This is a genomic window from Parabacteroides goldsteinii DSM 19448 = WAL 12034 (assembly GCF_000969835.1).
Taxonomy (GTDB): Bacteria; Bacteroidota; Bacteroidia; order Bacteroidales; family Tannerellaceae; genus Parabacteroides; species Parabacteroides goldsteinii.
In genome coordinates this window covers 1881768-1904598 of record NZ_KQ033913.1, presented here as the reverse complement: position 1 = coordinate 1904598, position 22831 = coordinate 1881768, and the positions used below count along the sequence as shown (strand labels likewise).

21 protein-coding genes are annotated in these 22831 nt (G+C 41.5%); 16 read left to right on the top strand and 5 right to left on the bottom strand.

Translation table 11 applies throughout. The features are described 5' to 3' along the window. Positions 1-81 precede the first annotated feature (81 nt). The 12 genes from HMPREF1535_RS20825 (at position 82) to HMPREF1535_RS20770 (ending at position 13724) form a co-directional block, all read left to right on the top strand. Positions 82-1380: an AAA family ATPase gene (locus HMPREF1535_RS20825; RefSeq protein WP_046147355.1), complete on the top strand. Its 1299-nt coding sequence runs from the start codon at positions 82-84 to the stop codon at positions 1378-1380. After that, positions 1364-2017 carry a hypothetical protein gene (locus HMPREF1535_RS20820; RefSeq protein ID WP_046147354.1) on the top strand — a complete coding sequence of 218 codons (654 nt, stop codon included), beginning with the start codon at positions 1364-1366 and terminating at the stop codon, positions 2015-2017. Before HMPREF1535_RS20825 ends, HMPREF1535_RS20820 begins: the two co-directional genes overlap by 17 nt. Before the next feature lie 116 nt (positions 2018-2133). Then, a complete protein-coding gene (locus HMPREF1535_RS20815; RefSeq protein WP_046147353.1) occupies positions 2134-3663 on the top strand; it encodes a lipopolysaccharide biosynthesis protein in 1530 nt (509 codons plus the stop codon). Continuing rightward, positions 3647-4837 (top strand): Coenzyme F420 hydrogenase/dehydrogenase, beta subunit C-terminal domain, encoded by a 1191-nt coding sequence (locus tag HMPREF1535_RS20810; protein ID WP_046147352.1) that lies wholly within the window; start codon positions 3647-3649, stop codon positions 4835-4837. Before HMPREF1535_RS20815 ends, HMPREF1535_RS20810 begins: the two co-directional genes overlap by 17 nt. Then, the gene (locus HMPREF1535_RS20805) at positions 4825-5946 is read left to right on the top strand and encodes a polysaccharide pyruvyl transferase family protein (RefSeq protein WP_046147351.1); all 1122 of its coding nucleotides are present in this window, start codon (positions 4825-4827) and stop codon (positions 5944-5946) included. Before HMPREF1535_RS20810 ends, HMPREF1535_RS20805 begins: the two co-directional genes overlap by 13 nt. Positions 5947-6084: 138 nt before the next feature. Continuing rightward, positions 6085-7560, top strand: coding sequence for an O-antigen polysaccharide polymerase Wzy family protein (locus tag HMPREF1535_RS20800; RefSeq protein WP_046147350.1), 1476 nt, complete (start codon positions 6085-6087; stop codon positions 7558-7560). After that, positions 7550-8695: a glycosyltransferase family 4 protein gene (locus HMPREF1535_RS20795; protein ID WP_046147349.1), complete on the top strand. Its 1146-nt coding sequence runs from the start codon at positions 7550-7552 to the stop codon at positions 8693-8695. Before HMPREF1535_RS20800 ends, HMPREF1535_RS20795 begins: the two co-directional genes overlap by 11 nt. Positions 8696-8715: 20 nt before the next feature. After that, on the top strand, positions 8716-10104 hold the full coding sequence (locus tag HMPREF1535_RS20790) for a bifunctional cytidylyltransferase/SDR family oxidoreductase (RefSeq protein ID WP_046147348.1): 1389 nt from the start codon (positions 8716-8718) through the stop codon (positions 10102-10104). Next, positions 10091-10999 (top strand): LicD family protein, encoded by a 909-nt coding sequence (locus HMPREF1535_RS20785; protein ID WP_046147347.1) that lies wholly within the window; start codon positions 10091-10093, stop codon positions 10997-10999. Before HMPREF1535_RS20790 ends, HMPREF1535_RS20785 begins: the two co-directional genes overlap by 14 nt. 34 nt (positions 11000-11033) lie before the next feature. After that, positions 11034-11861 carry a glycosyltransferase gene (locus tag HMPREF1535_RS20780; protein WP_011966605.1) on the top strand — a complete coding sequence of 276 codons (828 nt, stop codon included), beginning with the start codon at positions 11034-11036 and terminating at the stop codon, positions 11859-11861. A gap of 61 nt (positions 11862-11922) precedes the next feature. Next, a complete protein-coding gene (locus tag HMPREF1535_RS20775) occupies positions 11923-13122 on the top strand; it encodes a DegT/DnrJ/EryC1/StrS family aminotransferase (protein ID WP_046147661.1) in 1200 nt (399 codons plus the stop codon). A 14-nt stretch (positions 13123-13136) separates the two neighbouring features. Beyond that, on the top strand, positions 13137-13724 hold the full coding sequence (locus HMPREF1535_RS20770) for a sugar transferase (RefSeq protein ID WP_046147346.1): 588 nt from the start codon (positions 13137-13139) through the stop codon (positions 13722-13724). A gap of 64 nt (positions 13725-13788) precedes the next feature. Here the strand turns inward: HMPREF1535_RS20770 and HMPREF1535_RS20765 are convergent, their stop codons facing one another. The 5 genes from HMPREF1535_RS20765 to HMPREF1535_RS20750 all read right to left on the bottom strand — a co-directional run bounded on the left by HMPREF1535_RS20765 (position 13789) and on the right by HMPREF1535_RS20750 (position 17695). Further along, positions 13789-14262: an N-acetylmuramoyl-L-alanine amidase gene (locus tag HMPREF1535_RS20765; RefSeq protein ID WP_010802794.1), complete on the bottom strand. Its 474-nt coding sequence runs from the start codon at positions 14260-14262 to the stop codon at positions 13789-13791. 2 nt (positions 14263-14264) lie between these two features. Further along, a complete protein-coding gene (locus HMPREF1535_RS25880; protein WP_007658059.1) occupies positions 14265-14396 on the bottom strand; it encodes a smalltalk protein in 132 nt (43 codons plus the stop codon). A 20-nt stretch (positions 14397-14416) separates the two neighbouring features. Further along, positions 14417-14884, bottom strand: coding sequence for an HU family DNA-binding protein (locus HMPREF1535_RS20760; protein ID WP_007658058.1), 468 nt, complete (start codon positions 14882-14884; stop codon positions 14417-14419). A gap of 239 nt (positions 14885-15123) precedes the next feature. Further along, entirely contained in the window at positions 15124-15336 is a 213-nt protein-coding gene (locus HMPREF1535_RS25540) for a DUF4248 domain-containing protein (protein WP_010802796.1), read from the bottom strand. 217 nt (positions 15337-15553) lie between these two features. Then, positions 15554-17695 (bottom strand): VapE domain-containing protein, encoded by a 2142-nt coding sequence (locus HMPREF1535_RS20750; protein ID WP_046147345.1) that lies wholly within the window; start codon positions 17693-17695, stop codon positions 15554-15556. A gap of 208 nt (positions 17696-17903) precedes the next feature. On the opposite strand from HMPREF1535_RS20750, the gene HMPREF1535_RS20745 reads away from it, so the two are divergent. The 4 genes from HMPREF1535_RS20745 (at position 17904) to HMPREF1535_RS20730 (ending at position 22767) form a co-directional block, all read left to right on the top strand. Then, a complete protein-coding gene (locus HMPREF1535_RS20745; protein ID WP_242507811.1) occupies positions 17904-18242 on the top strand; it encodes a hypothetical protein in 339 nt (112 codons plus the stop codon). 53 nt (positions 18243-18295) lie between these two features. Continuing rightward, on the top strand, positions 18296-19756 hold the full coding sequence (locus HMPREF1535_RS20740; RefSeq protein WP_046147344.1) for a capsule assembly Wzi family protein: 1461 nt from the start codon (positions 18296-18298) through the stop codon (positions 19754-19756). Further along, positions 19753-20154, top strand: coding sequence for a lipocalin-like domain-containing protein (locus HMPREF1535_RS20735; RefSeq protein WP_046147659.1), 402 nt, complete (start codon positions 19753-19755; stop codon positions 20152-20154). The genes HMPREF1535_RS20740 and HMPREF1535_RS20735 overlap by 4 nt, the downstream gene beginning before the upstream one ends. A 216-nt stretch (positions 20155-20370) precedes the next feature. Next, positions 20371-22767: an SLBB domain-containing protein gene (locus tag HMPREF1535_RS20730; protein ID WP_046147343.1), complete on the top strand. Its 2397-nt coding sequence runs from the start codon at positions 20371-20373 to the stop codon at positions 22765-22767. Positions 22768-22831: the final 64 nt, after the last annotated feature.

Here is a 22831-nt window from a genome sequence, read left to right as displayed (position 1 = left end):
GAAAAACGAAAAAAAGGATTAGGAAAAACGGTCGAAAGTTTGTTCCTTTGCAAAAGAATAAACTAGGAAAGGAGAATTATCATGAATAGTAGCATAGAAATCTATATTGAGCAATTTGGTCCTATACGTGACTCACGGATAGAACTAAAACCGTTCATGGTGTTTTCCGGAGAATCGGGGACTGGTAAAAGTTACACAGCTCTGCTTGTTCATTATATATATAAGGTGTTATGTGATAACGAAAAATTCGACTTTTTTGTTCAGAACGGAGTTTCGTATGACAAGCATAAAGAGCAATTGCCCGATGCAAACCAAGGGTTCCTGTATGAGTTTACACTGCAAGAGTTTGAAGCGTGGTGTAGTCAGTCTGTCATCAAATACGTGGGAAAGATGGTCGGGAATTATTCTTTAACCGGAAAAGTTTCTATCAAATTCAATGGACTTCCGACTGACTCGTATAGATTCAGCTATACCAAGGAGGTATTAGAGAGGGATGGTGAGATGATATATTACGATACGGTGTTGATGAACAATGGATTACCTCTTCGTCTCCCATATAATTCAACAGGATGGAATGGAGTTCCTTATGCGATTCTTTTTACTGAATATATAAAATCAATATTCGGAATCAGTCAGAACGATACGTTTCTGTTGCCTCCTTCCCGTGGAGGTATAGTCTGCTTGAATGATATCGGTAGGAATGCCTTGACAGGAATGTACCAAGAATTTATGTGGAATTTGTCTGAATTAAAGGCTGTTGAACCCAAAAGTGAAACAAACGATGAGGATTATTCTGCGTTGAGCCGAGAATTGATAGATGGAAAAATCAATTTTCGTAACAATGATTTGTATTATGAGCAGCAATCCAACAACGAAATACCCATCATGGCGAGTGCAGCTTCTATAAAGGAACTTGCCCCGTTTGTGATTATGCTCCAAAAAGGATTAGTAGGTCTTTACTCTATTATGTTCGAAGAACCGGAAACAAATCTTCATCCGGAACTTCAGATAAAGGTTGCTGATATATTGGCTCAGCTTTTGCATACGAAATGTCGTTTCCAGGTGACTACTCACAGTGATTATTTTCTTCGCCGGATTAACGACCTGCTCCGTTTGGATTTGTTGAAGAAGAAATGCGGTAAGGATGAATATGAAACTTTCTGTCGTGAACACCATTATAATCCGGAAGTGACGATCCCGGCTAAACTCGTAAATGCTTATTACTTCAAACGCAATTCGGACAAGACGGTTCGTGTGGTGTTACAAGACCCCACAAGCGGAATACCGTTTGATACATTCCGATCTGTATTGGACAATCAGTTGACAGACAGTTCATTCGTTTACGACAAAATATGCGAACTGGATGAAACGGCTGATTGATGAATATAACAATCTATACCCAAACTACGCATCAACCGGTGTGGTAGAGGTGAGTCATACCTTTGATGAGACAAATAACAGTGGTAAGCCTGACACATTACAACACTTGACCGTGAATGGAATGAATGGCATTGTCATTCCAAGCGTAATCGTGAAGGACCATACGTCCCTTTTCTCGAAAGCCGGTTCAAACGAAGTCTTAAAAGAAGATTGTGACGGTATATTTTTCACAGAACGGAACGAACAGAAATACATTTATCTGTGTGAATTGAAAAGTTCATTTTCCACACAACAAATAAGTAAGGCGAAAAACCAGATTGTCGGTTCGTACCTTAAACTTCATTCTTTATTGAGTTTGTTGCAGTCGTATAACCCGGATGAATGGACAGTAAAAGGGGTTATCGCATCTTTTATTCCTAAGGATGAACAGCAGGCCTATCTATTGAAAAAAAAAGAGGAAGGCAATAATGTATGTGGTTTTTGCTATAACCTCAATAGAGATAAAAGATACCATATGCCCAAGATGGATTGCTGTAAGTTTTATTCTCCTATGAAAGTGCCGGATTTGACATTGCATTATGTATCCGTACCAGACAAAAGTGCGAGTTTTGCAGTGGATTTCAATGAGTTGTTATAGACTCATAAGATTATATTTGATTAGTATATAATCTCAATCATGTATAAAAATTTCTGTAAGTCCTCAAATTAGGGCATATCTATGCCTTTATCCTAGAGGCAAATTTATATTTAATCATGTCTGCTACATCAGAAAATAACAAGCGGATAGCGAAGAACACGCTATTCCTTTATCTGCGTATGCTTCTGATCATGGGGGTGACGCTGTACACCAGTCGGGTCGTGCTACAGATATTGGGAGTAGAGGATTTCGGTATTTATAACGTGGTAGGAGGAATCGTGATACTTTTCACGTTTGTCAATAATGCCATGATTATTTCCACGCAACGGTTCTTGAATTATGAGTTGGGACGTGAAGATTTGGTGGCGACTCGGCGTGTATTCTCGGCCAGTGTCACGATCCATCTGGGGATAGCGTTGCTGACGTTGGTGTTAGCTGAGACTGTAGGGTTGTGGTTCTTGGAGCATTATATCCAATATCCTTTGGATAGGGAACGGGCGGTGATGCTAACCTATCAATTCACGATATTGACTACTTGCGTCAATATCATGCGTACTCCTTATAATGCAGTCATTATTGCCCATGAACGGATGGCGTTCTATGCTTATATCAGCGTGATTGAGGCTGTGCTTCGTCTATTGATAGTTTATTTGTTGGTTTGGGTCTCTTGGGACCGTTTGATCTTTTACTCGTTCTTAATGTTTGTCGTGCTGGCATTGGTGTTGGTTTGTTATTATCTGTATTGCAGACGATCGTTTGCTGTATGTCATTATCGTTTCTTTTGGGACAAGGGGGTATACTGTGAGTTGTTGGGATTCTCTGGTTGGAGTCTGTTCGGGGGAGTGGCCAATATGGGAGCTTCGCAAGGATTGAATATCTTACTGAATCTTTTTTTCGGTGTGACGGTGAATGCAGCCATGGGCATTGCCAATCAGGTACAAACAGCGGTCTATAGTTTTGTGGGTAATTTTCAAACGGCATTCAACCCTCAGATCGTGAAATCTTATGCGTCAGGCGATCATAGTTATTTCATCGATTTGATCATGCGTACCTCGAAATATTCCTATTTTTTGCTGTTCGTCATCTCTTTGCCGTTTTATATCTGTTGCGAGGAGGTGTTGTCGCTATGGTTGGAGGAGGTACCAGCACATACGGTATCATTTTGTCGCTTGATGATATTGTTTTCCTTGCTGGATGCTTTACAAGGTCCGCTCTGGGTATCGGTACAAGCCACAGGAAAGATTCGTAACTACCAGATACTGATGAGCGTGATAATCTTGGCCAACCTGCCTATCAGTTATTTATTTTTGAGGATGGGGTATGTACCGGAGGTGGTATTGACGATCCGTTGTTTATTGAATTTCTTGATCTTGTTCATTCGGCTTTGGTATTTGCGACGTTTGTATGGTTTTCCCGTGTGTAGGTATTTGCAGGAAGTGGTTGGTCGGGTAATTATGGTAACAACCGTTGTTTATCCTATTGTCTATTTGCCTTTGGGGACAATGGGTTTTGTTTGGAAAATTATTCTGTTAGGGATAATTTCTTTTTTGATGGATGGTTGGGCTATGTATTATTTGGGTTTGGATTACAAAGAACGAAAACTATTGATGACCCAGTTAAAGAAGATCTATGAAAAATGTAAATGAAATAAAAAATTGTTATGGCTGTGGTGTATGCGCTACGGTCTGCGGTAAAAAGATCATTGAGATTGGATTGAATAAAGAGGGTTTCTATGAACCGAGGGTTATTGATCCAGATCGATGTGTAGACTGTGGTTTATGTTTGGATGTATGTTCATTTTTACAACAAGAGCCGTCTTTACTACATACTGAGATTCACAGTTATGCAGCTTGGAGTAAAGATGTGGCTGTACGGAGAAAGTGCTCTTCTGGTGGTATAGGTTTTGAGTTGGGGCGAACTCTGATAGAGGAAGGCTATAAGGTATGCGGTGTGCGTTATGATGCAGAACGGGCAAGGGCCGAGCATTACATAGCTACGACCATGGAGGAATTGATACCTAGTATAGGTAGTAAATATATACAGAGTTATACGGTTGATGGCTTTAAAGCCATCAACCGAAAAGAAAAATATCTGGTGACAGGTACGCCTTGCCAGATAGATTCTTTCCGTAGGTATATTCAAAAGTTCAATGTAGAAGATAATTTTGTTTTAATGGACTTTTTCTGCCATGGTGTCCCCTCTATGCGTTTATGGCAAAAGTATCTTCAGGAGGTGGAGAAATTAACAGGGGAGGTCACTTATGTCTCGTGGCGTAATAAATTCACGGGTTGGCATGATAGCTGGGCGATGGCGATAGACGGTAAAGAGCGTGGGGGGGAGGTGGATTGGCATGATTCATACAATCTGTTAATAAGGGAAAAAAAAAGTTTCTATAATTCAAGATTGTCTCAAGGAGACAGTTTCTACCGCTTCTTTTTAAGCGATGCTTGTTTGGGCAAGGCTTGCTATGAGAGGTGCAAATATAAGTATGACTGTTCGGCTGCGGATATTCGTATTGGTGATTTATGGGGGAATACCTATAAATCGAATGAGGATGGCGTGAGTGCGGCGGTTACTTTCACAGAAAAGGGAAATAAGATATTGCGTTCTTGTGGTTGTGAGTTGATAGAACATCCTTTTAATGTTGTTGCGGAAGGACAGATGAAAAAATGTCCTCGTAGACCAAGGTTGCGGTCATGGATTCTTGTGCGTTTTTGTTCTGACCACTCGTTACGATCTACGTTGATCATGTATAAGTTATGCTGTTTGCCGAAACGAATCATAAACAAATTAATCAGAATATTGAAATGGGAAAAGTAGTGGGAATACTCTCCATGCAAAGGGTCTTAAACTATGGTTCTTTTTTACAGGCGTATGCTTTAAAACAGTTGTTGCTACAAAATGGAGCGGATGAGGTTTATTTTATAGATATAGAGAAAGGCCGTTCGCTGCCGGGCTATGAGTCGGGGTCTTCAATTTGGTCGAAAGTATGTACAGCCTTTTCTTTTTTATTCAAAGGACGTTTAGTCTCGTTGTTGAAGGATCGCCAATTTATGAGACGGGTTAGAGGCCGCATTGCTGCCCAATTTCCTGTATTAGGTTTGGACTGTTTGGCTCCTTTCCGTTTTGATGTGGTTTTTATTGGTAGTGATGAGGTTTTTAATTGTTGCCAGAAAAGCTTTTGGGGATATACTCCTCAACTTTATGGTCGAGTTTCTCAAGCGGATCGAGTAGTCTCTTATGCGGGTTCATTTGGACATACGACTTATGAGCAATTGTGGAGTGCTGGTGTTACTGAAGAGATTGGGGATACAATGAAAAAGTTATCGGCTATATCTGTCCGTGACAGGAATTCGTATGAGATCGTGGAGCGTTTAACGGGTGTTAAGCCAGAGATACATTTGGATCCAGTATTGATATATGGGTATGAGAAAGAGATTGTAGAGAGAAATATCAATATCCAGCAGTTTTATATGGTAATTTATAGTTATCAAGGGCGTATTTCTGATAAGGATGAAATAAAGAAGATCGTGGAGTTTGCTAAATCGAAGAAATTGAAATTGATCTCTGTCTTTTGTCGTTATGATTGGTGTGATGAGGCTGTCATACCGGAAACTCCGTTTGATGTTTTGGCTTGGTTCAAGAAAGCGGAATACATTGTTACGGATACATTTCATGGGACAATATTTTCGATCATAACGCATCGTCCGTTTTGCTCGTTGGTAAGAGATAGTAATGAACAGAAATTGGGCTCATTGTTAGAGCAGTTGGCCTTGGGTGAAAGGAAAATTTTGAAAGGAGATTTTCAGAAAATCGGATTTGTCTTGAACATACCTGTCGATTATGATAAAGTGGATAATGTACTCCAAAAGGAACGAAAGAAAGTAATGGAGTATATGCACAAACAGTTGGTGGATACAGGGGCCTAAAATTCATAATAAATAATGATTTTGAATTATAATTTAATGAGTTATATCTCTAATGTTATTAATAGATTTGTTCGTTCTTTTATCATAGTTGATGGATATTTATATTTGTGATTGTTCTTGAAAAGAGATTACTTTTAAATGAAAAAAATAAAATTTTTTCTTGCCTTATTCTTGTTTTTAATACTTTTTCAGTATTTCATTTGGATACAAAATCCAAATGAAATAATTGTTTCGTTTATGAAGTATTATTCTTGTTTTATATATGTGGCGTGTATTATAATATCATTTTGTTTAAAGACGAGGATTATTTTTCCATATATTCTTTATCTTTTTACATTTGGTATTTTTATGATGTCTCGTATATTTTTAGATGCTTTTGAAGTAGAAAATGCTTTTTTTGATGTTGCAACATGGGCTAATGATTGGTCTTTTTTTTCTTTGCCTATCAAATATGAGATGTTAAACGCTATTATATTTTATCTGTTATTTTCTTTTTTAGGCTTTTTGACTTCTAATTTGTTTATCGGTAAGTCTGGGTTTGATATAGATATGAAAGAAAATTCTCTAATGCTACAAATACGGAAAATAGGATTTTTTTTATTTATAGTTTTTTGTTTGCCTTATTTGGCTTATTTGTATCAGGCTGTATTGTATGTTGTTGATAATGGTTATTTGTCAGTGTATTTGAATGAATCTGAAACAACTGTTAGTAACCCATTTTTACGAATTTGTGATGATTTTTGTATTGCAGGTATATATTTGTATTTGAGTACATTTCCAAGTGGTAAAAAATACGTTTTTGTTGTTTGTTTTTATTTTATTACATTGTTGATAATGCTAGGAACAGGTGGTAGAGGAGCTACGTTTTCTCAGATTTTAATGTTTTTGTCATATATAGTAATTCGTGGTATCAAAATAAATGTAAAGCGGGTGTTATTAATTGGCTTAATAGGGGGAGGATTAATATATATTGCTCAATTTGTTAGCAATTATCGTAATAATGGTTTTAATGGTGTAGAAGAAAAAAATGAAATTCTGTTTACACAATTATTGTATTCTTTTTTTTGGCAACAAGGTACTTCTATTCAAACTATAGGGCGAACAATACAATTTGAAAATGAAGTTTATAATGGATGGCTTTATTTTATAGGTCCTATTACGAATAGTTTTAGGGAGAATGTGGTGATGAAAAAAATGGGATTAGGAATACCTAATGGACAAACTTTAGAAACGGTTAGGACTGGGTATTCTTGGGCTGATAACCTTTCATACAGGGTTTCTCCTAAGTACTATTTGACTGGACATGGTATGGGAAGTAGTACAATAGCAGAGTGTTATGTTTTAGGACATATGTTTGGGATTATGATTGTAGGTTATATATATATATATGTAATGATGTTGTTTATAAGTAAGTGTAAAAATCGATATTCATATATGTATCTACTATTTTATATGCTTCCAGCCTTTTTTATATCTCCAAGATCTAGCCCTTTAATAGTAGTGACAAACTTATATCGACCACTTATTATTTTATTTTGTATTCAATTGGTTTATTTTTTCAAGATGAAGTTTTGTTGTAATCGTTTTAAAGTTGTATTACGTGATGAAAAATGATGTTTTTTTGAAAGATACAATATCGAAAAATATCTTAATAATAACCCATGCTTTTCTTCCAGATTTAGATGGAGGAATAATTGTTGCTTATGATTATGCAAATCTTTTGGTAGACTTGGGTTATAAAGTGACTGTATTATCGAAGGAATATAAGAATCCAATCCAAAATACTAAATTTACATATATTCAAGTACCCAATAAATATGATGAGTATTTTTGGATGTATAATTATGGAACGTTCCTAAAAAATATGGATTTGGATGGTTTTGATCTTATCCTGTTGAATCAGTGTCCTTCTGTTGCCATAGCAGGAAAATATTTCTCGAAAGAACAGCTGGCTCGAACTGTGCCAATTGTACAAGGTGTGGAGGTTGAATGGGTTTATAGGAATGTAGACCTGAAGAGTAATCTTTTCTATAACGTGTTTTTGAGGATGAAACATTATCATAGGAAGTGTTTAATGAATTGTAGAAAAGTTGTCTCGGTCAGTGATTTTCATAGACAAAAAGTAATCTCTGCTGGAGATTTTCAATTCATATCAAATAAATTTCAAGTAATCTATACAGGAATAGATAAAGAACTATTTAGGGAAATTCCTTCTGATTTTAGAAGGCAAATAGACGCTTTTGGTAAAGATATATTACTTACGGTTAGTAGGATAGAAAAGATGAAAGGTCTTGCGGAGATGTTATCTGTTTATAAGCGTTTGATAGAAAAAAATAATCGATATATCTGGATAATTATTGGTGATGGCCCTTATTTGAAATCGTTGAAGGAAGAGGTTAAAAGAGAAGGGTTAGCTACATCTGTTATTTTTTTAGGAAGAAGGAGTAGAGATGAGTTAAGTTTTTATTATTCTGCTGCCGATTGTTTTTGGTTGCTGTCGAATTATGACGAATGTCTTCCTTTGGTTTATTTGGAGGCTCAGTCTTGTGGTATTCCTGCAATCGGACGTAAGAAAGGGGGGACACAAGAAACGATCCAGGATCGTAGAACTGGTTTTCTTGTTAAGTCTGACGAGGAGTGCCTTGAGATTCTTTTAAATAGAGAATATAGGTATATTGAGAAAGATGCACTTCGTGATTTTTCTGCTTCTTTTGATAAAATACAAGCGGCTCAAAGTTTAATATCTTAAAGATTCATATTCTATACATAATGAAAAATATTGCTATAATTTTAGCCGGAGGTTTCGGTCAACGTTTGGGTGATACAACTCCTAAGCAATTCTTGAAGTTAGCGGGGAAAAAAGTGATTGAACATACAATTGATGTTTTTCAAAATCACCCGTTAATAGATGAGATTGTTGTGGTTTCTAATCCTAATTATGTGCAAGAGGTGGAAAGTATTTTGGTGAAGAATGAATATTCCAAGATAAAGAAAATCCTTAAGGGAGGTAAGGAGCGTTATCATTCAAGCTTGGCGGCGATTAATGCTTATGAGGGAGAGGTGAATATGATTTTCCACGATGCGGTTCGTCCATTGGTCAATGATCGTATTATATCTGATTGTATCAATGCCTTGAAAACGTATAATGCGGTGGATGTTGCGATCAAGACGACTGATACGATCATTAAAGTTGATGCGGCGGACCATATTACCGGAATACCTGCTAGGGAGTATTTGCGTAACGGACAGACTCCGCAAGCTTTTAAACGTTCTACGATAAAGCGGGCTTATGAACTGGCGTTGAAAGATGTTGATTTTCAAACGACAGATGATTGCGGGGTTGTCTATAAGTATCTTCCGGAGGAGTTCGTGTATGTGGTCAAAGGTGAACAGTTTAATATGAAATTGACCTACAAAGAAGATCTGTTTTTATTGGATAAGTTGTTTCAGCTAAAATCAATCGATCAACAGAGCGAAACGGTAACTCCTAAGACTATAGCCGCTTTGCCTTCATCGGTTATTGTTGTTTTTGGTGGAAGTTATGGTATTGGACTCGATATTATCCATATTTGTCGTCAGTATGGGGCGCATATCTATTCTTTCAGTCGTTCAGAGAATGGAGTAGATGTTTCTGATCCCGTTTCGGTGACTGATGCTTTGAGAACTGTCATGGATAAGGAAGGGCGTATAGATGCGGTTGTCAATACGGCTGGAGTTTTGAATCGGGAACCTTTGGCTACAATGACTTATGAGGAGATCTGTAAAAGTATTCATGTGAATTATCTTGGAGCTGTTATTGTTGCAAGGGAGTCTTATCCCTATTTAAAAATGAGTAAAGGGGCGTTACTGCTGTTTACTTCCAGTTCTTATACGAGAGGGCGGCAACTTTATAGCTTGTATTCATCTTCTAAAGCTGCTATCGTGAATTTTGTACAAGCGTTGAGTGAAGAATGGCAGGATAGTGGTATTCGTATCAATTGTATTAACCCGGAGCGAACTAAGACTCCTATGCGTGAGAGAAATTTTGGCATAGAGCCGGAAGATACCTTGTTGAAATCAAGTGTTGTTGCGTCGGTGTCGGTGAATACGATATTTTCTTCCTTGACAGGAGAAGTGGTGGATGTTAAAAAAAAGACCGTAAAGGATGAGATCAGATAGTGAATTGATGAATGAGTTAGCCCATAAAACGAGCTATTTGCATGAGATGACACCTTCGGAATCTTGTGCCATGAAGCAGGCTCTGTTGGATATATATAAGGATGTCGCGAAATTGTGTGAAGAAGCAGGCTTGACATTACTGCTTAGTGGTGGAAGTTGTTTGGGCGCAGTTCGACATAAGGGGTTTATTCCTTGGGATGATGATTTAGACGTAATGATGAGGCGTGATGATTATGAAGAATTGATTCGACTGTGTAAGGAGGGGAGGTTAGGTGATAAATATGAGTTTGACTATCCTAATAAGGATGCTGACGCGAAAACAGTATTCTTGAAGATATATAGAAAGAACTCCTTTAATATAGAACTTTTCAATGAAAACTCCCCCTTCCCAAAGGGTTTATATATTGATGTATTTGCTTTAGATTCAGTACCTCAGTCTAAGTTTATGCAAGCCATGAAAGGTTTTGTTGCCAATGTAATCCAGTTTATATCCATTATGGTTTTGTATGCGCAGTATCCTAGTAAGTCTTTGTCTGAATTTGTATCTCTAGATTCATCGTTAAAGAGAAGATACCAAATTAAGAAAATGCTGGGATCTATCTTTGGTATTATTCCACATGCGAAATGGGTTTATTGGTTTGATCGTTTTGTGGCTTCTTCAAAGAATGGTAACCCTCTAGGTATTCCTACTGGTAGAAAATATTATAATGGAGAAATATTTGATGCTTCTGTATATTTTCCTCCCAAAGAGGCTTTATTTGAAGGAGAAATCGTTTATATACCTGCTGACTATGATCGGTATTTGACTAATCTTTATCATGATTATATGCAATTGCCTCCAGTGGAAAAAAGAGAGAGGCATTTTATTTTGAAGTTTCAATTGCCTAATGATTGAAGCGTAGAAAAATTTTTGTGTTCTATTATTTAGAATGAAAAACAAGCTATTTAGCGTACTTATTTCTGTTTATAAGAACGATAACCCTGATGATTTTAGAACAGCTATCGAGAGTGTGACCATTAAGCAGACGGTACAACCGGATGAAGTGTTCGTCTATGTGGATGGACCTGTACCTAATGCTTTGGCGAGTACTATCAAGCAACTTGAAATGGAGATTCCGGCTGTTTATGTACATTGGGAGGTTGAGAATAAAGGTCTCGGCAGGGCTTTGCAATATGGTATGGAACATGTGAAGCATGAGTTGGTCGCACGAATGGATGCAGATGATATATCTGTTCCGGACAGATTTGAATGTCAGCTTTGTCAGTTTGAGAAAGATCTAGAGTTGAGTGTTGCAAGTGGGCACATTGTTGATTTTATTGGTACTCCTGAAAATGTTATCGGTAAGCGTACAGTTCCCATAGGTAGTGAGACATGTATGCAATATATTAAGAAACGCGATGTAGTTAATCATCCTGCGGTGATGTTCCGAAAGTCGGAAGTGTTGCGAGCTGGTAACTATCAGGATTGGTATTTAAACGAAGATTCTTATTTGTGGTTGAGAATGTATCTAGTGGGATGCAAATTCAATAATTTAGATAGAGTACTTGTATATATGCGTTCGGGCGAAGGACAGTATGCTAGACGTGGTGGTTGGAAATACTTCAGGAGTGAAGCTGGTTTACAGAAGTTGCGTTATAAACATAGAATTATCAGTTTTCCTCGATACTTATTTAATATGACAGTCCATTTCACAGTGAAAGTGTTGATGCCAAACAGTGTAAGAGGGTGGGTATTTCAGAAGTTGTTAAGAGAATAAAATTATATCTAACAAAAGGTTTAGGTACTATTTGTGTTATTTTATAGTGTTGTTATATTTTATGAAGAAGATACCTTTTTCGCCTCCCGATATGTCAGAGGCAGAGATCAATGAGGTTGCCGAGGCTCTTCGTTCCGGTTGGATTACTACGGGGCCTAAGACAAAAGAATTTGAGAGATTAATTGCCATGTGCTGTCAGACGGATCAAGCTGTATGCTTGAATTCGGCTACGGCTTGTATGGAGTTGATATTGCGTGTTTTGGGCGTTGGCCCAGGAGATGAGGTGATTATTCCCGCTTATACGTATACCGCTACTGCAAGTGTAACATGTCATGTGGGGGCAAAGGTTGTCATGGTAGATACCGCTCCTAATTCGTTTGAGATGGATTATGATAAGTTGGCAGATGCGATTACGGAGAGGACAAAGGTTGTTTTGCCTGTTGATCTTGCGGGTGTGGTTTGTGATTATGATAAAATATTCGCTGTCGTAGAGAGCAAGAAACATTTGTTTTCGCCAGCGAACGATATCCAGAAGGCATACGGTCGGGTTATCGTACTTGCGGATGCCGCTCATGCTTTTGGTGCCAAATGGCATGGAAAGATGTGTGGTGAGATCGCTGATTTTACTTCGTTTTCCTTCCATGCAGTGAAAAACCTTACGACAGCAGAGGGAGGTGCGTTGACTTGGAGAAATCATGATGGGGTTGACAACGAGTCTCTTTATAAACAGTTTCAATTGCTTTCCCTTCATGGGCAGAACAAGGACGCACTTGCTAAAACGAGGTTGGGGGCATGGGAGTATGATATTGTCGCTCCATATTATAAGTGTAATATGACGGATGTGATGGCGGGTATTGGTCTAGCGCAGTTGAAGCGTTATCCGGAAATGTTGTATCGTCGTCGTCAGATTATTGAGAGGTATAATGAAGGACTGAAGGGGTGCGATGTGCAGGTCTTGGATCATTTTGGTGATGACCATTCTTCGAGTGGGCATTTGTATCTTGTACGTTTGCTTGGTGAGGATGTGGAATATCGAAATGCTGTGATAGAGCGGATGGCTGAACGTGGGATCGCTTGTAACGTACATTATAAACCTTTACCGATGATGACGGCCTATAAAAATTTAGGTTTTGATATCGTAGATTATCCGAATGCTTACAACCAATACCATAACGAGATTACTCTTCCTTTGCATACCAGTCTTACGGATGAGGACGTAGAATATGTGATCTCTAATTTTGTTGATATTATTACCCAATAAAATAATCAATCGATTTGAAACGTTTTTTTGATTTTGTAGCCAGTGGGATAGGTCTTATCTTGCTAAGTCCTTTGTTTGTTATTCTGGCAATTTGGATTAAGTGTGATTCTACCGGACCTGTTTTTTATAGGCAGATTCGTGTAGGACGTAACGACCGGGATTTTCAGTTGCTTAAATTTCGAAGTATGCGTGTAGGTTCTGATAAGAAGGGACTTATTACGGTAGGAGGGCGTGATCCACGGGTTACACGGTCTGGCTATTATATCCGTAAGTATAAATTGGATGAGTTTCCTCAATTGATCAATGTACTCAAAGGGGATATGAGTTTGGTAGGTCCTCGGCCCGAGGTGCGTAAGTATGTGGATATGTACACGGCTGAACAACGGTGTGTGTTGGCAGTCAGGCCGGGTATTACAGATTATGCATCTATAGTGTATATGGATGAAAATAGGTTACTGGGCCAGTCCTCAAATCCCGACAAAACTTATGTTGAGGATATTATGCCAGCGAAAATTGAACTCAATATGAGATATATTAATCATCCTACATTGTTTGAGTACTTTAAGTTGATAGTTCTTACGATTTTTAAAATAGTTCGATAAGCACGCAAACAACATGATGTATTTTGATTGGTTTTCATGTCGTTTGCGTGCCTGTAAGACACCGTCAGATCCATCTGTACTCCCATTCGGCATCAAAACAAGGACATGCCTTGGGTGCATGTGGGGTGAGGTGGTTATGGCCGGTGATGAGGGCTTGCGGGTAGAGTTGGCGGAGGATCGTTAGCAATTCTTCCAGCCGTTCGCGTTGGCGGGGCGTACGGGTATCGGCAGGATGCCCGTCGGGGTCGAGCCCGCCCTCGTAGCAGATACCGATGGAACAATGGTTCAGGCCTTTTACATGGGCACCCACCTCACCAAGTAGGCGAGGGTGGGTGGTGGTTCCGTCGGTACGGATGTAAAAATGATAACCGGTCGTGCGAAAACCTCTGCTCCGGTGGTCGCGTTCCAACTGTTCGGCTGTATAAGGCCGATTGCAACGGGTGGCGGAACAGTGGACCACGATAAAGCGGACACTATCAGTGGCATGGCGCATGAGTTCGATCTCGCCCTGCAGGACGGTTTCGCAGATAGGAACCATGGCTACAAGCAAGACTGGAGTCCCAAGGCTCCTAAAAGGGTGGCTACTACGGTGGCGATCACCTTTAACACGATACCCCAGATTTTGTGTTTGGGGTTTTCCGGTGCCGGATTGGCTTCAATGGTTTGTTGCATGTGTTTATAAATTTAATGAATTATTCGATTTCCGGTCTGTCACTACCTCCTCCTTCTTCCTCAGGAACTTGAGTCCCGTTGATGTTCACCTTTACTAAGGTAGTTTTTTCACCTAAGAGTGAATAACGGCGGGTACCGTTGAGGATCGTGTACGAAGGAGTAAAACCGGGGACGATGCTTCTGATTTGTGTTGCTTTCACCTCTTCGGCCTTTTCAACGCCTTTCCCTGTGATCAAACGGTTGTAGACCGTTCCGAATCCAAGCAGTTCAACTTTGTAACCTTTTTGAAGGTTTTGAATGACATAGCGTTGATAACGGTCCAGGACGTTTAGCACATCCCCTTTGGTGAGCGACGATTCTTCTGCAATTTGCTCGGCGGCATCACGGGTCGATAGTGTCCCGTAATAAAACGGGGCAGGTTTGAATACTTCTTTCCGTGGTTCTTCCCCCGGAATAGTATACTTGCGAACTAAAAAAGCTTGCGGCATACGTTTTGATATTTAATAGTTTAACAATGTTTACAATGCAAATATACGGCAAGGGGCCGGTGGCTGTGATGCCGGATGATGCGGCAGGGAGGGAAATCCATCCGCTTTTTTTCATGCATCTGTCGGTGGGCATCCTTTGTTTTTTAGAATGCCCATCCTTAGCCTCTTACAGTGGGCATTGTAAGCTTCTTAGGATGGGTATTCTTGGCCTCATAGGATGCCCATTCATGGATTCATTTTCAGCCGGGTTCTCCGAGGTAACGGATGATCAGCCGGACCTGTCGGGGTGTAAAGAAACGCTGGGTGGGCGAATAGCCGCTCAGAAGCAGTTCTTCATGCAATTCTTTACAACGGATGATCCAACGGCGCAGGCGATTGCATGCCTGGTGAGGTGCCAGCTCAGGGAAGTAGAGACTGGCGAGGTCTGATTTTTTGAGAGGATAAGAGATCATAATTGAATTGATAATTGATCATAGAAAATTAATATTTGAAAATCTGATGGCCGGATGTTGTGAAGGATGTGAAGTCAGTGAGGGCTGTTTTGTAAACTTTCCGGGAATACAAATAAATAACGGGGTCTCTTTAAAGAGAGGGCGGTATTTATTTATTTTCCCGCATAGTTTACAAACAGGGGGTAAAATCCTTCACATCCTTCACAGCGGTCGATGGTCAGCCCCCGTTTTTTTCCTCCTCTTGCGGTTCGGGCAAGATGGTGGTGATCTCGTCGGTAGTCCGCTCTGCGACCAGCCAGAAATTTCCGTTGCGGGTATGCAAGTTTTCAAAACCAAGCTCTTTCATGATGCGTCCCACTTGTCCGGTTGTCAGCCGTATGCTGTTGCCAAAGCGGGCGACAATCTGGCTGGCTGTGATGTAACGCCCTTTTTCCAACCCGTAAGGTTTCCGATAAAAAGCAAGGATCAATTCCCTGGCAGGGTTGGGTGTTTCAAAACGCCGGTTTCGGCGGTTGAGTTCGTCGATCTCTTCGCCTTGGAACCAGTAGCGGAAACCGCTGTCGAGCAAGGCTTTTGCTTGCGCATAGACGGCATCGTGGTCGATCGGATGTTCCCAGGGACTGTCGATGTCTGCCACTTCAAAAACAAGCCATCGGCGGTTTCCGGTATCGTCGGTGAGGAAGAGCGGGTTGTTGCCGGTAGCGCAGAAGGAGGCGACGTGTGGCAACCGTACTTTGTTGCGGCCGTAAGGAAGTCGTTCGTCGATGTAGAGTGCGGTGGTCATTGCTTTGAGTTGGTTCAATTCCGTTGGGCGCATGGTGTCGATCTCTTCGAAATTAACCAGGAGGAATTCCGAAAGGGTCAGCAGGTCGTCTTTGCCAAGCCGCTGGCTGTTGGTCTTCGTTGTGAAGTAACGCCGGAGGCAGGGTGGGAGCAGGTTTTGCATGAAAGAGGTTTTGTAGCTTCCCTGGCGGCCGATCAGCACGAAGATGACATGGTTGACAGTCCGTTCGTCCAGTGCTCCCGCCAACATCCCCACAAGCCATCGGCGGAAGTAGGAAGCGAATTTTTCAGGGGAGTTGTCTGTGGTATGCACCATTGCGGCGAGTTTGCCGATCGGGTCGCTCGTACCGTCCCAGGGCGGGAGGGTATTGAGATAGTCTGTCAACGGATGGTATTCGGGCACGAAGTCGCTGGTCAACAGGGTGTGCAGGCGGGAAAGGTCTGCATTGATACCCTCTTTTTGCATGGCTCGCCAAAGGGAATTTTCTATGGTGTCGGTCATGCGTTGCCATTCACTGCTGCCTTGCAGGCGTATTTCCGCCTGTTGGGTGAGTCGGTTGCGACGGATTTCCATGTAACCGTCAATGAAACGCTCCATCTCCTCGACCGAAGCACAACCTCGTGCGCGGGTTGTGCCACCGGCTACCGTCTGTTCGAACTTGCGGAGCTTTTGTGTGGCATGTTCGGCTGTCAATGCATAGCAGCTTTTTGCAGTAGAGCGGACGGAGGCCGCATCGTAATCGGCAAACGTATCGAGTGCCCATGCAGTAGCCTCCTTTTCCGGGATGCCGAACCGGTTCATCCAGTAGAGGCAGCGGCAGATGTAATCGTTGTGACTGTGTGCTTCGTAGGCGATTCCTTCCTGTTCAACGAGGCGGCGCACGGTCAGGGCTGCCCGGGAAACGGAGGGTTTGCGGCCGCGTTTTTCCACCTTACTTGTCTGCTTGCCTGTCTGTTCGTCCGGCAATGGGAAACAGAGCGCGTCGGGGCGGTAGAGAGTATCGGGATCATGGCAGATGACAGACATGCGGGTCGGATTTTTGCATTTGAAGTCATATCCGATACCACTCAGGCCGGCGTAATATTCATTGACAGCCTTCCAGGCAAGCAGGAAATCATGCTTTGTGGCCGCATTTTCCATCCGGACGAATACCCGGATACCGACACCGGAGATTGTGGTATGGGCGAGGAAGGTATGAGGATCGGCTTTGATCCGGACAAGTATTTCGGTGAATTGCCCAGGTGGGATGTCATCGATGTCGACCATGATGAACCCGGAATAACCGGTAACGTGTGCGGAGGTACGTCCGCCTGTGAGCGAGACCGAAGCGATAAAGGCAGGTTGGGTCTGTTTGATTTGTTCTTTTTCTGCTTTCAGCTTCGGGAGAAGCAAATTATCGTTGTCTTGTTCCGCTTGGTGCAAACGGGCAATTGTCTGCCGATACAGTTCGGTTTGCGCTTTATGAAACGGCCCTGTCAGTTCGTTGACAATCGTTTCCCATGAAACAGGAACCGGTGTTGTCGCCCGCAATGAGGCGAAACGGCTTGGCTGGAATGGAATAGTGTTTTGAATCATGTTAACAACAATTTGTTTAATTAAAAAATAAAAACAGAGAAAACTGTGTATGAGAGGCATGCCCTTTTATACTTGTGCTAAAGATATGGTTCTTATTTTTTAGCATGGTACATGGATGAATGTACCAAATATAGGATATAGTAGCATAAATTAAGGTTTCTTTTGTTTTCGGGCCGTTTCATGGGGAGATGCCCTCAGTGGAAACGAAATGTCCCGGCAATTTTCCGACGTAGGTTCTAATAAATGGATTATGATTGCTTCTGATGAAGTTTGGCAGATACAAAGAAGGTGGAGATTACTATCATTCAGGCAATTGTCTGAATGTCTGCATATCGACCGCCGCACGCTTTCGAAACTGGACCATCACCATCCGGACGGCACGTTGACACTCGAAACGCTCGACCGCATTTATGCGACCTTCATGTACCTCTGTCCGGTATATTTCACCCCGGAGGAGGTGGAAGAGGAATACCGCAGGTTGGTTGATTCGCGGATACGTATTCTGATGTGTTCGGAGATAAGCCCTCGGGTACTGGCTCAAAAATGAAAGACTGAAAAATGGTGATATTGATAAATCAGCTTCTCGTATTACATAAAAAAATGAAAATTATATCTAACTTAATCCTTTTTGGGAGTATATGTATGCTTCCTTTAACCTCTTATGCTCAGTTTACGAAAGGGCTAAGTTTTCGGGCGGAGACCGGTGTCAGTTTCAGCGGAGGCGAACATAATCCTTTCTGGCTGACAGCAAACAAGCAGGGATTGTCCTCTATCGAAAAGAATAACGGGTATCTGCGTGCAGGTGTCTTCCGGGAGTTGGAAAACGATAAACGCTTCTCGTATGCTTTGGGAGCGGATCTGGCTGTGGCTTACAATTTTACATCGACTTTCGTGGTGCAACAATTGTATGCGGATCTGAAATATCGTTGCCTGGGATTGAGTTTCGGAAGTAAGGAGCGGCATAGCGAGTTCAATAATCCGTTACTGAGTAGCGGTGGACTGACATTCTCGGGAAATGCCCGTCCGATTCCGCAGGTTCGTATCGGTATTCCTGAATATACGCTTGTTCCGGGAACAAAAGGTTGGTTGGCTTTCAAAGGACATATCGCTTATGGTATGTTTACGGATGACGGTTGGCAAAAAGATTTTATTAAGCCGGGAGGTAAACATACAGAGCATGTGCTGTATCATTCCAAGAATTTGTATGTGAAGATCGGTAACCGGGAGAAGTTTCCTTTGATCTTTGAAGGAGGTCTTGAGATGGCTGCTCAATTCGGAGGAAATGCTTTTGTTGAGGACAAGAAGACCGATATGCCGAATGGGATAAAAGATTTCTTTAAAGTGTTTATTCCGAGTGGGGGGAGTAGTGATACGCCAATGGGGGAACAAACGAATATTTATGGAAATCATTTAGGCAGTTGGAATTTTTCTTTAACCTGGTATGCTCCTAAAGATTGGACAATCCGTCCTTATTACGAACATTATTTTGAAGATCATTCGCAGATGTTCGGAGAATATGGTTGGAAGGATTGCCTGGCTGGAGCGGAAATTACTTTTCCGAAGAATCCGGTGATCGGTAGTTTCGTTTACGAATATATTTCAACAAAGGATCAGACAGGTCCTGTTTATTGGGATCATACACCGGAAATACCGGAACAGGTAAGTGGAGCCGATAATTATTATAATCATGGTATTTATACCGGTTGGCAGCATTGGGGAATGGGGATCGGAAACCCACTCGTCATGTCTCCGATCTATAATAACGACGGAGAAATAGTCTTTAAAAGCAATCGCCTGCAAGGACATCATTTCGGGATCATGGGAACTCCTTGTGCCGATCTGCAATATCGTGTCCTTTTATCAGTAACCCATAATTGGGGTACTTATGGCGTACCATTTTATGAGATCAAAAAGAATGGCAATGCGTTAGTAGAATTAACTTATACGCCACATCAGTTAAAAGGCTGGGACTTTACAGGATCGCTAGGTGTTGACAGAGGTGGAATGTTGGGTAAAAGTGTTGGTGGCATGTTAACAATCAGAAAAACGGGATGGATATGATGACTTTAATAAATACGAAGAAAAGATATATAGTAGCGGTTTTGCTAGTTCTAATAGTCAGTGCCTGTGGAAAAATGCCGATTAATGGCGACTTGGATGGTCGCTGGCAGATTATGAAGATAGAATATGCGTCGGGAGAGGAAGAAGTTCCGGAACGTGCTTATTACAGCGTGGCTTTACACACGATCAATTTGATGAAGGTTGATGTCAGTAATCAAACGGGCAATATGGAATATACCGGAGACTCCTTGTTTGTAGTCATGCCAATCAGTAAAGTTGAAGACTTATTGCCATTTGGCATGAACGGGACGGAACAACGTTTCGGCGTCAAAGAATTAACATCGAAGTATCTGGTCCTGCAATCGGATTATGCCCGATTGGAGTTTAGGAAGTTTTGATTCAGAAATTATCAGAATTGAACTATCCGATTATTGACCGGTTGTACCCAGCTCCCCTCTTGAGAGGGGGAAGGGGGTGTGTTATTGTTTAGCCCTATAACTAGCTTTAACACACCCCTTATCCCCTCTCAAGAGGGGAATTAGTTACTCCCGTCACTATAAACAGATAACTCAATTATTTTCTAAAATCGAAATAACAACAAAACAAATAACAATATGAATATCGTAATCAGAAATGTATTATTGGGGGGGATACTGTGTCTGTCGGTTCCGCTTGCGGCACAGGTGCCCCAGGATTTGATTGATAAGGCGAAAGCCGCGGGTATGACGGATGAACAGATCCGTCGGGAGATGAATAAACGGATGGGGCAATCCGGTATGGAACAAGCTACACGTACCGCATCGGAAGCTGTGGTAACAGATCGTACGGTTACACTTTCGGAAGGAAAAGAGATGCCTTCCTTGGATGCCCAGCGGGAAGCCAATCGTCCGGCGGGAGATTTAAGCGGAACCGTATTTGGCCGTGAAATATTTTCAAACAAGAATCTGTCCTTTGAACCTAATCTGAATGTTCCGACTCCTAAAGGATATGTTTTATCTGCAGGAGACGAATTACTGATCAATGTCTGGGGAGATTCTGAACTGAATCTGAAACTGAAGGTTTCTCCCGAAGGAACAATTCTTATCCCTAATCTAGGTCCGGTCTCTGTCAGCGGACTGACTATCGAAACAGCTGAAAACCGTATCCGACAGGAATTAGGACGGATCATGTCTACTTTGTCGGGAGAGACGGACGGGGCTAATACATTTGTATCTGTTAGTCTAAGCCAGATACGCAGTATCAAAGTGAACATAGTAGGTGAAGTCGTTGCTCCGGGAACCTATACATTACCTTCGTTTGCCACCTTGTTTAATGCGTTGTATGCGGCAGGTGGAGTGAATGAGATCGGTTCGCTTCGTGGAATCAAAGTTTATCGGAATAGTAAGGAAGTCGCAAAATTGGACGTGTACGATTATTTGTTGAACGGCAAATACAATACGAATATCCGTCTGGAAGAGAATGATATGGTGATCGTTTCTCCTTATGACCAGCTGGCTGTAGTACAGGGAAAAGTAAAACGTAATCGTATTTTTGAATTGAAAAAGGGGGAAACGCTTTCACAGTTATTGAATATGGCCGGAGGTTTTACCGGGGATGCTTACAGGAAAGATGTCCGTATCAAACGAAAAGCCGGTAGCCGCTACCAGATAGCTACTGTTACGGAAGATAAATATCCTACTTTTGCGATGATGGATGGTGATTCCTTGTTGGTGGATTCTGTAATTCCTTTTTATGAAAACCGTCTGACAGTGACAGGGGCCGTTTGGCGTCCGGGAGAATATGAGTTGAATGGGGCGGTACATACAGTCCGTCAACTGGTTGATCAGGCAGCCGGTTTGAAAGGAGATGAGTTTGCCGGTCGTGCTCAGATCACCCGTTTGAATCCGGATTTTACAACGACTGTCATAGCTGTAGATATCCGTGGTATCCTGAACGGTGCTGCTCCCGATATGGAACTAAAGCCGGAAGACCAATTGAGCATTCCATCCCTGTTTGACCTTCGCGAACCTTATACGATCAAAGTAAGCGGAGCGGTAAATTACGTAGATACAGTTCTTCCTTACCGGAATAACCTGACTGTGGAAGATGCCATTATGATGGCTGGCGGTTTGAAGGAATCGGCTGCAACGGTGAATGTGGAAGTAGCCCGTCGTATTAAGGATACAAAAACTTACGAAAACACTAACCGTACGGCCGAAGTATTCAATTTTGAATTGAATGATAATTTAGGCTTGATCTCTACGGATGGAAAGAAAAGCGATACGGTCTTTACATTAGAACCGTTTGATGAAGTGTATGTGCGTTTCTCACCGGGTTATCAGGAACAACAGGTGGTAAAGGTCAATGGTGAAATTACTTTTGCCGGTGATTATGTATTGGCCGAAAAGAACTCCCGTCTGAGTGATATTATCGCCAAAGCCGGAGGAATAACTCCCGATGCCTATGTAAAAGGGGCAAGCCTGAAACGCCAGCTGACAGAAGATGAGATGCGCCGCCTGGAAACTCTGCTGCAACTGAGTGCAAATAAGCAAAGCCGTGACTCGGTAGCTTTGTCACTGGAAAACATCAAAGACTATTCAGTGGGTATCGATTTGGAAAAGGCTTTGACAAATCCGGGAAGTGCCCACGATGTGGTGCTACGTGACGGGGATGAACTTTATATTCCACAATTCCAGAGTACAGTGAAGATAAGTGGAGCTGTAACTTATCCGAACAGTGTGACGTATACAAATGGAATGTCTGTAAAAAGTTGTTTGTCGCAAGCCGGTGGTTATAACGATATTGCCCGTAAATATCCGATCGTAATTTATATGAATGGTAAAGTGGCAACGACCAGAAAGCGTTTTATCTTCTTCAAGCACTATCCGAAGGTAGAGCCCGGCAGTGAAATCGTTGTTCCCGCCAAAACGCAGCAAGATCGCAAAACAAGTTTGGCAGAAATCTTGAGCATAACCAGTTCGACCACATCGATGGCTGCAATGATAACCTCTATCATCAACACACTGAAATAATTATCAATTTTCAATCTTTAATTATCAATTAACAAGGTGGATATGATTCAAATGAACGCTCCTG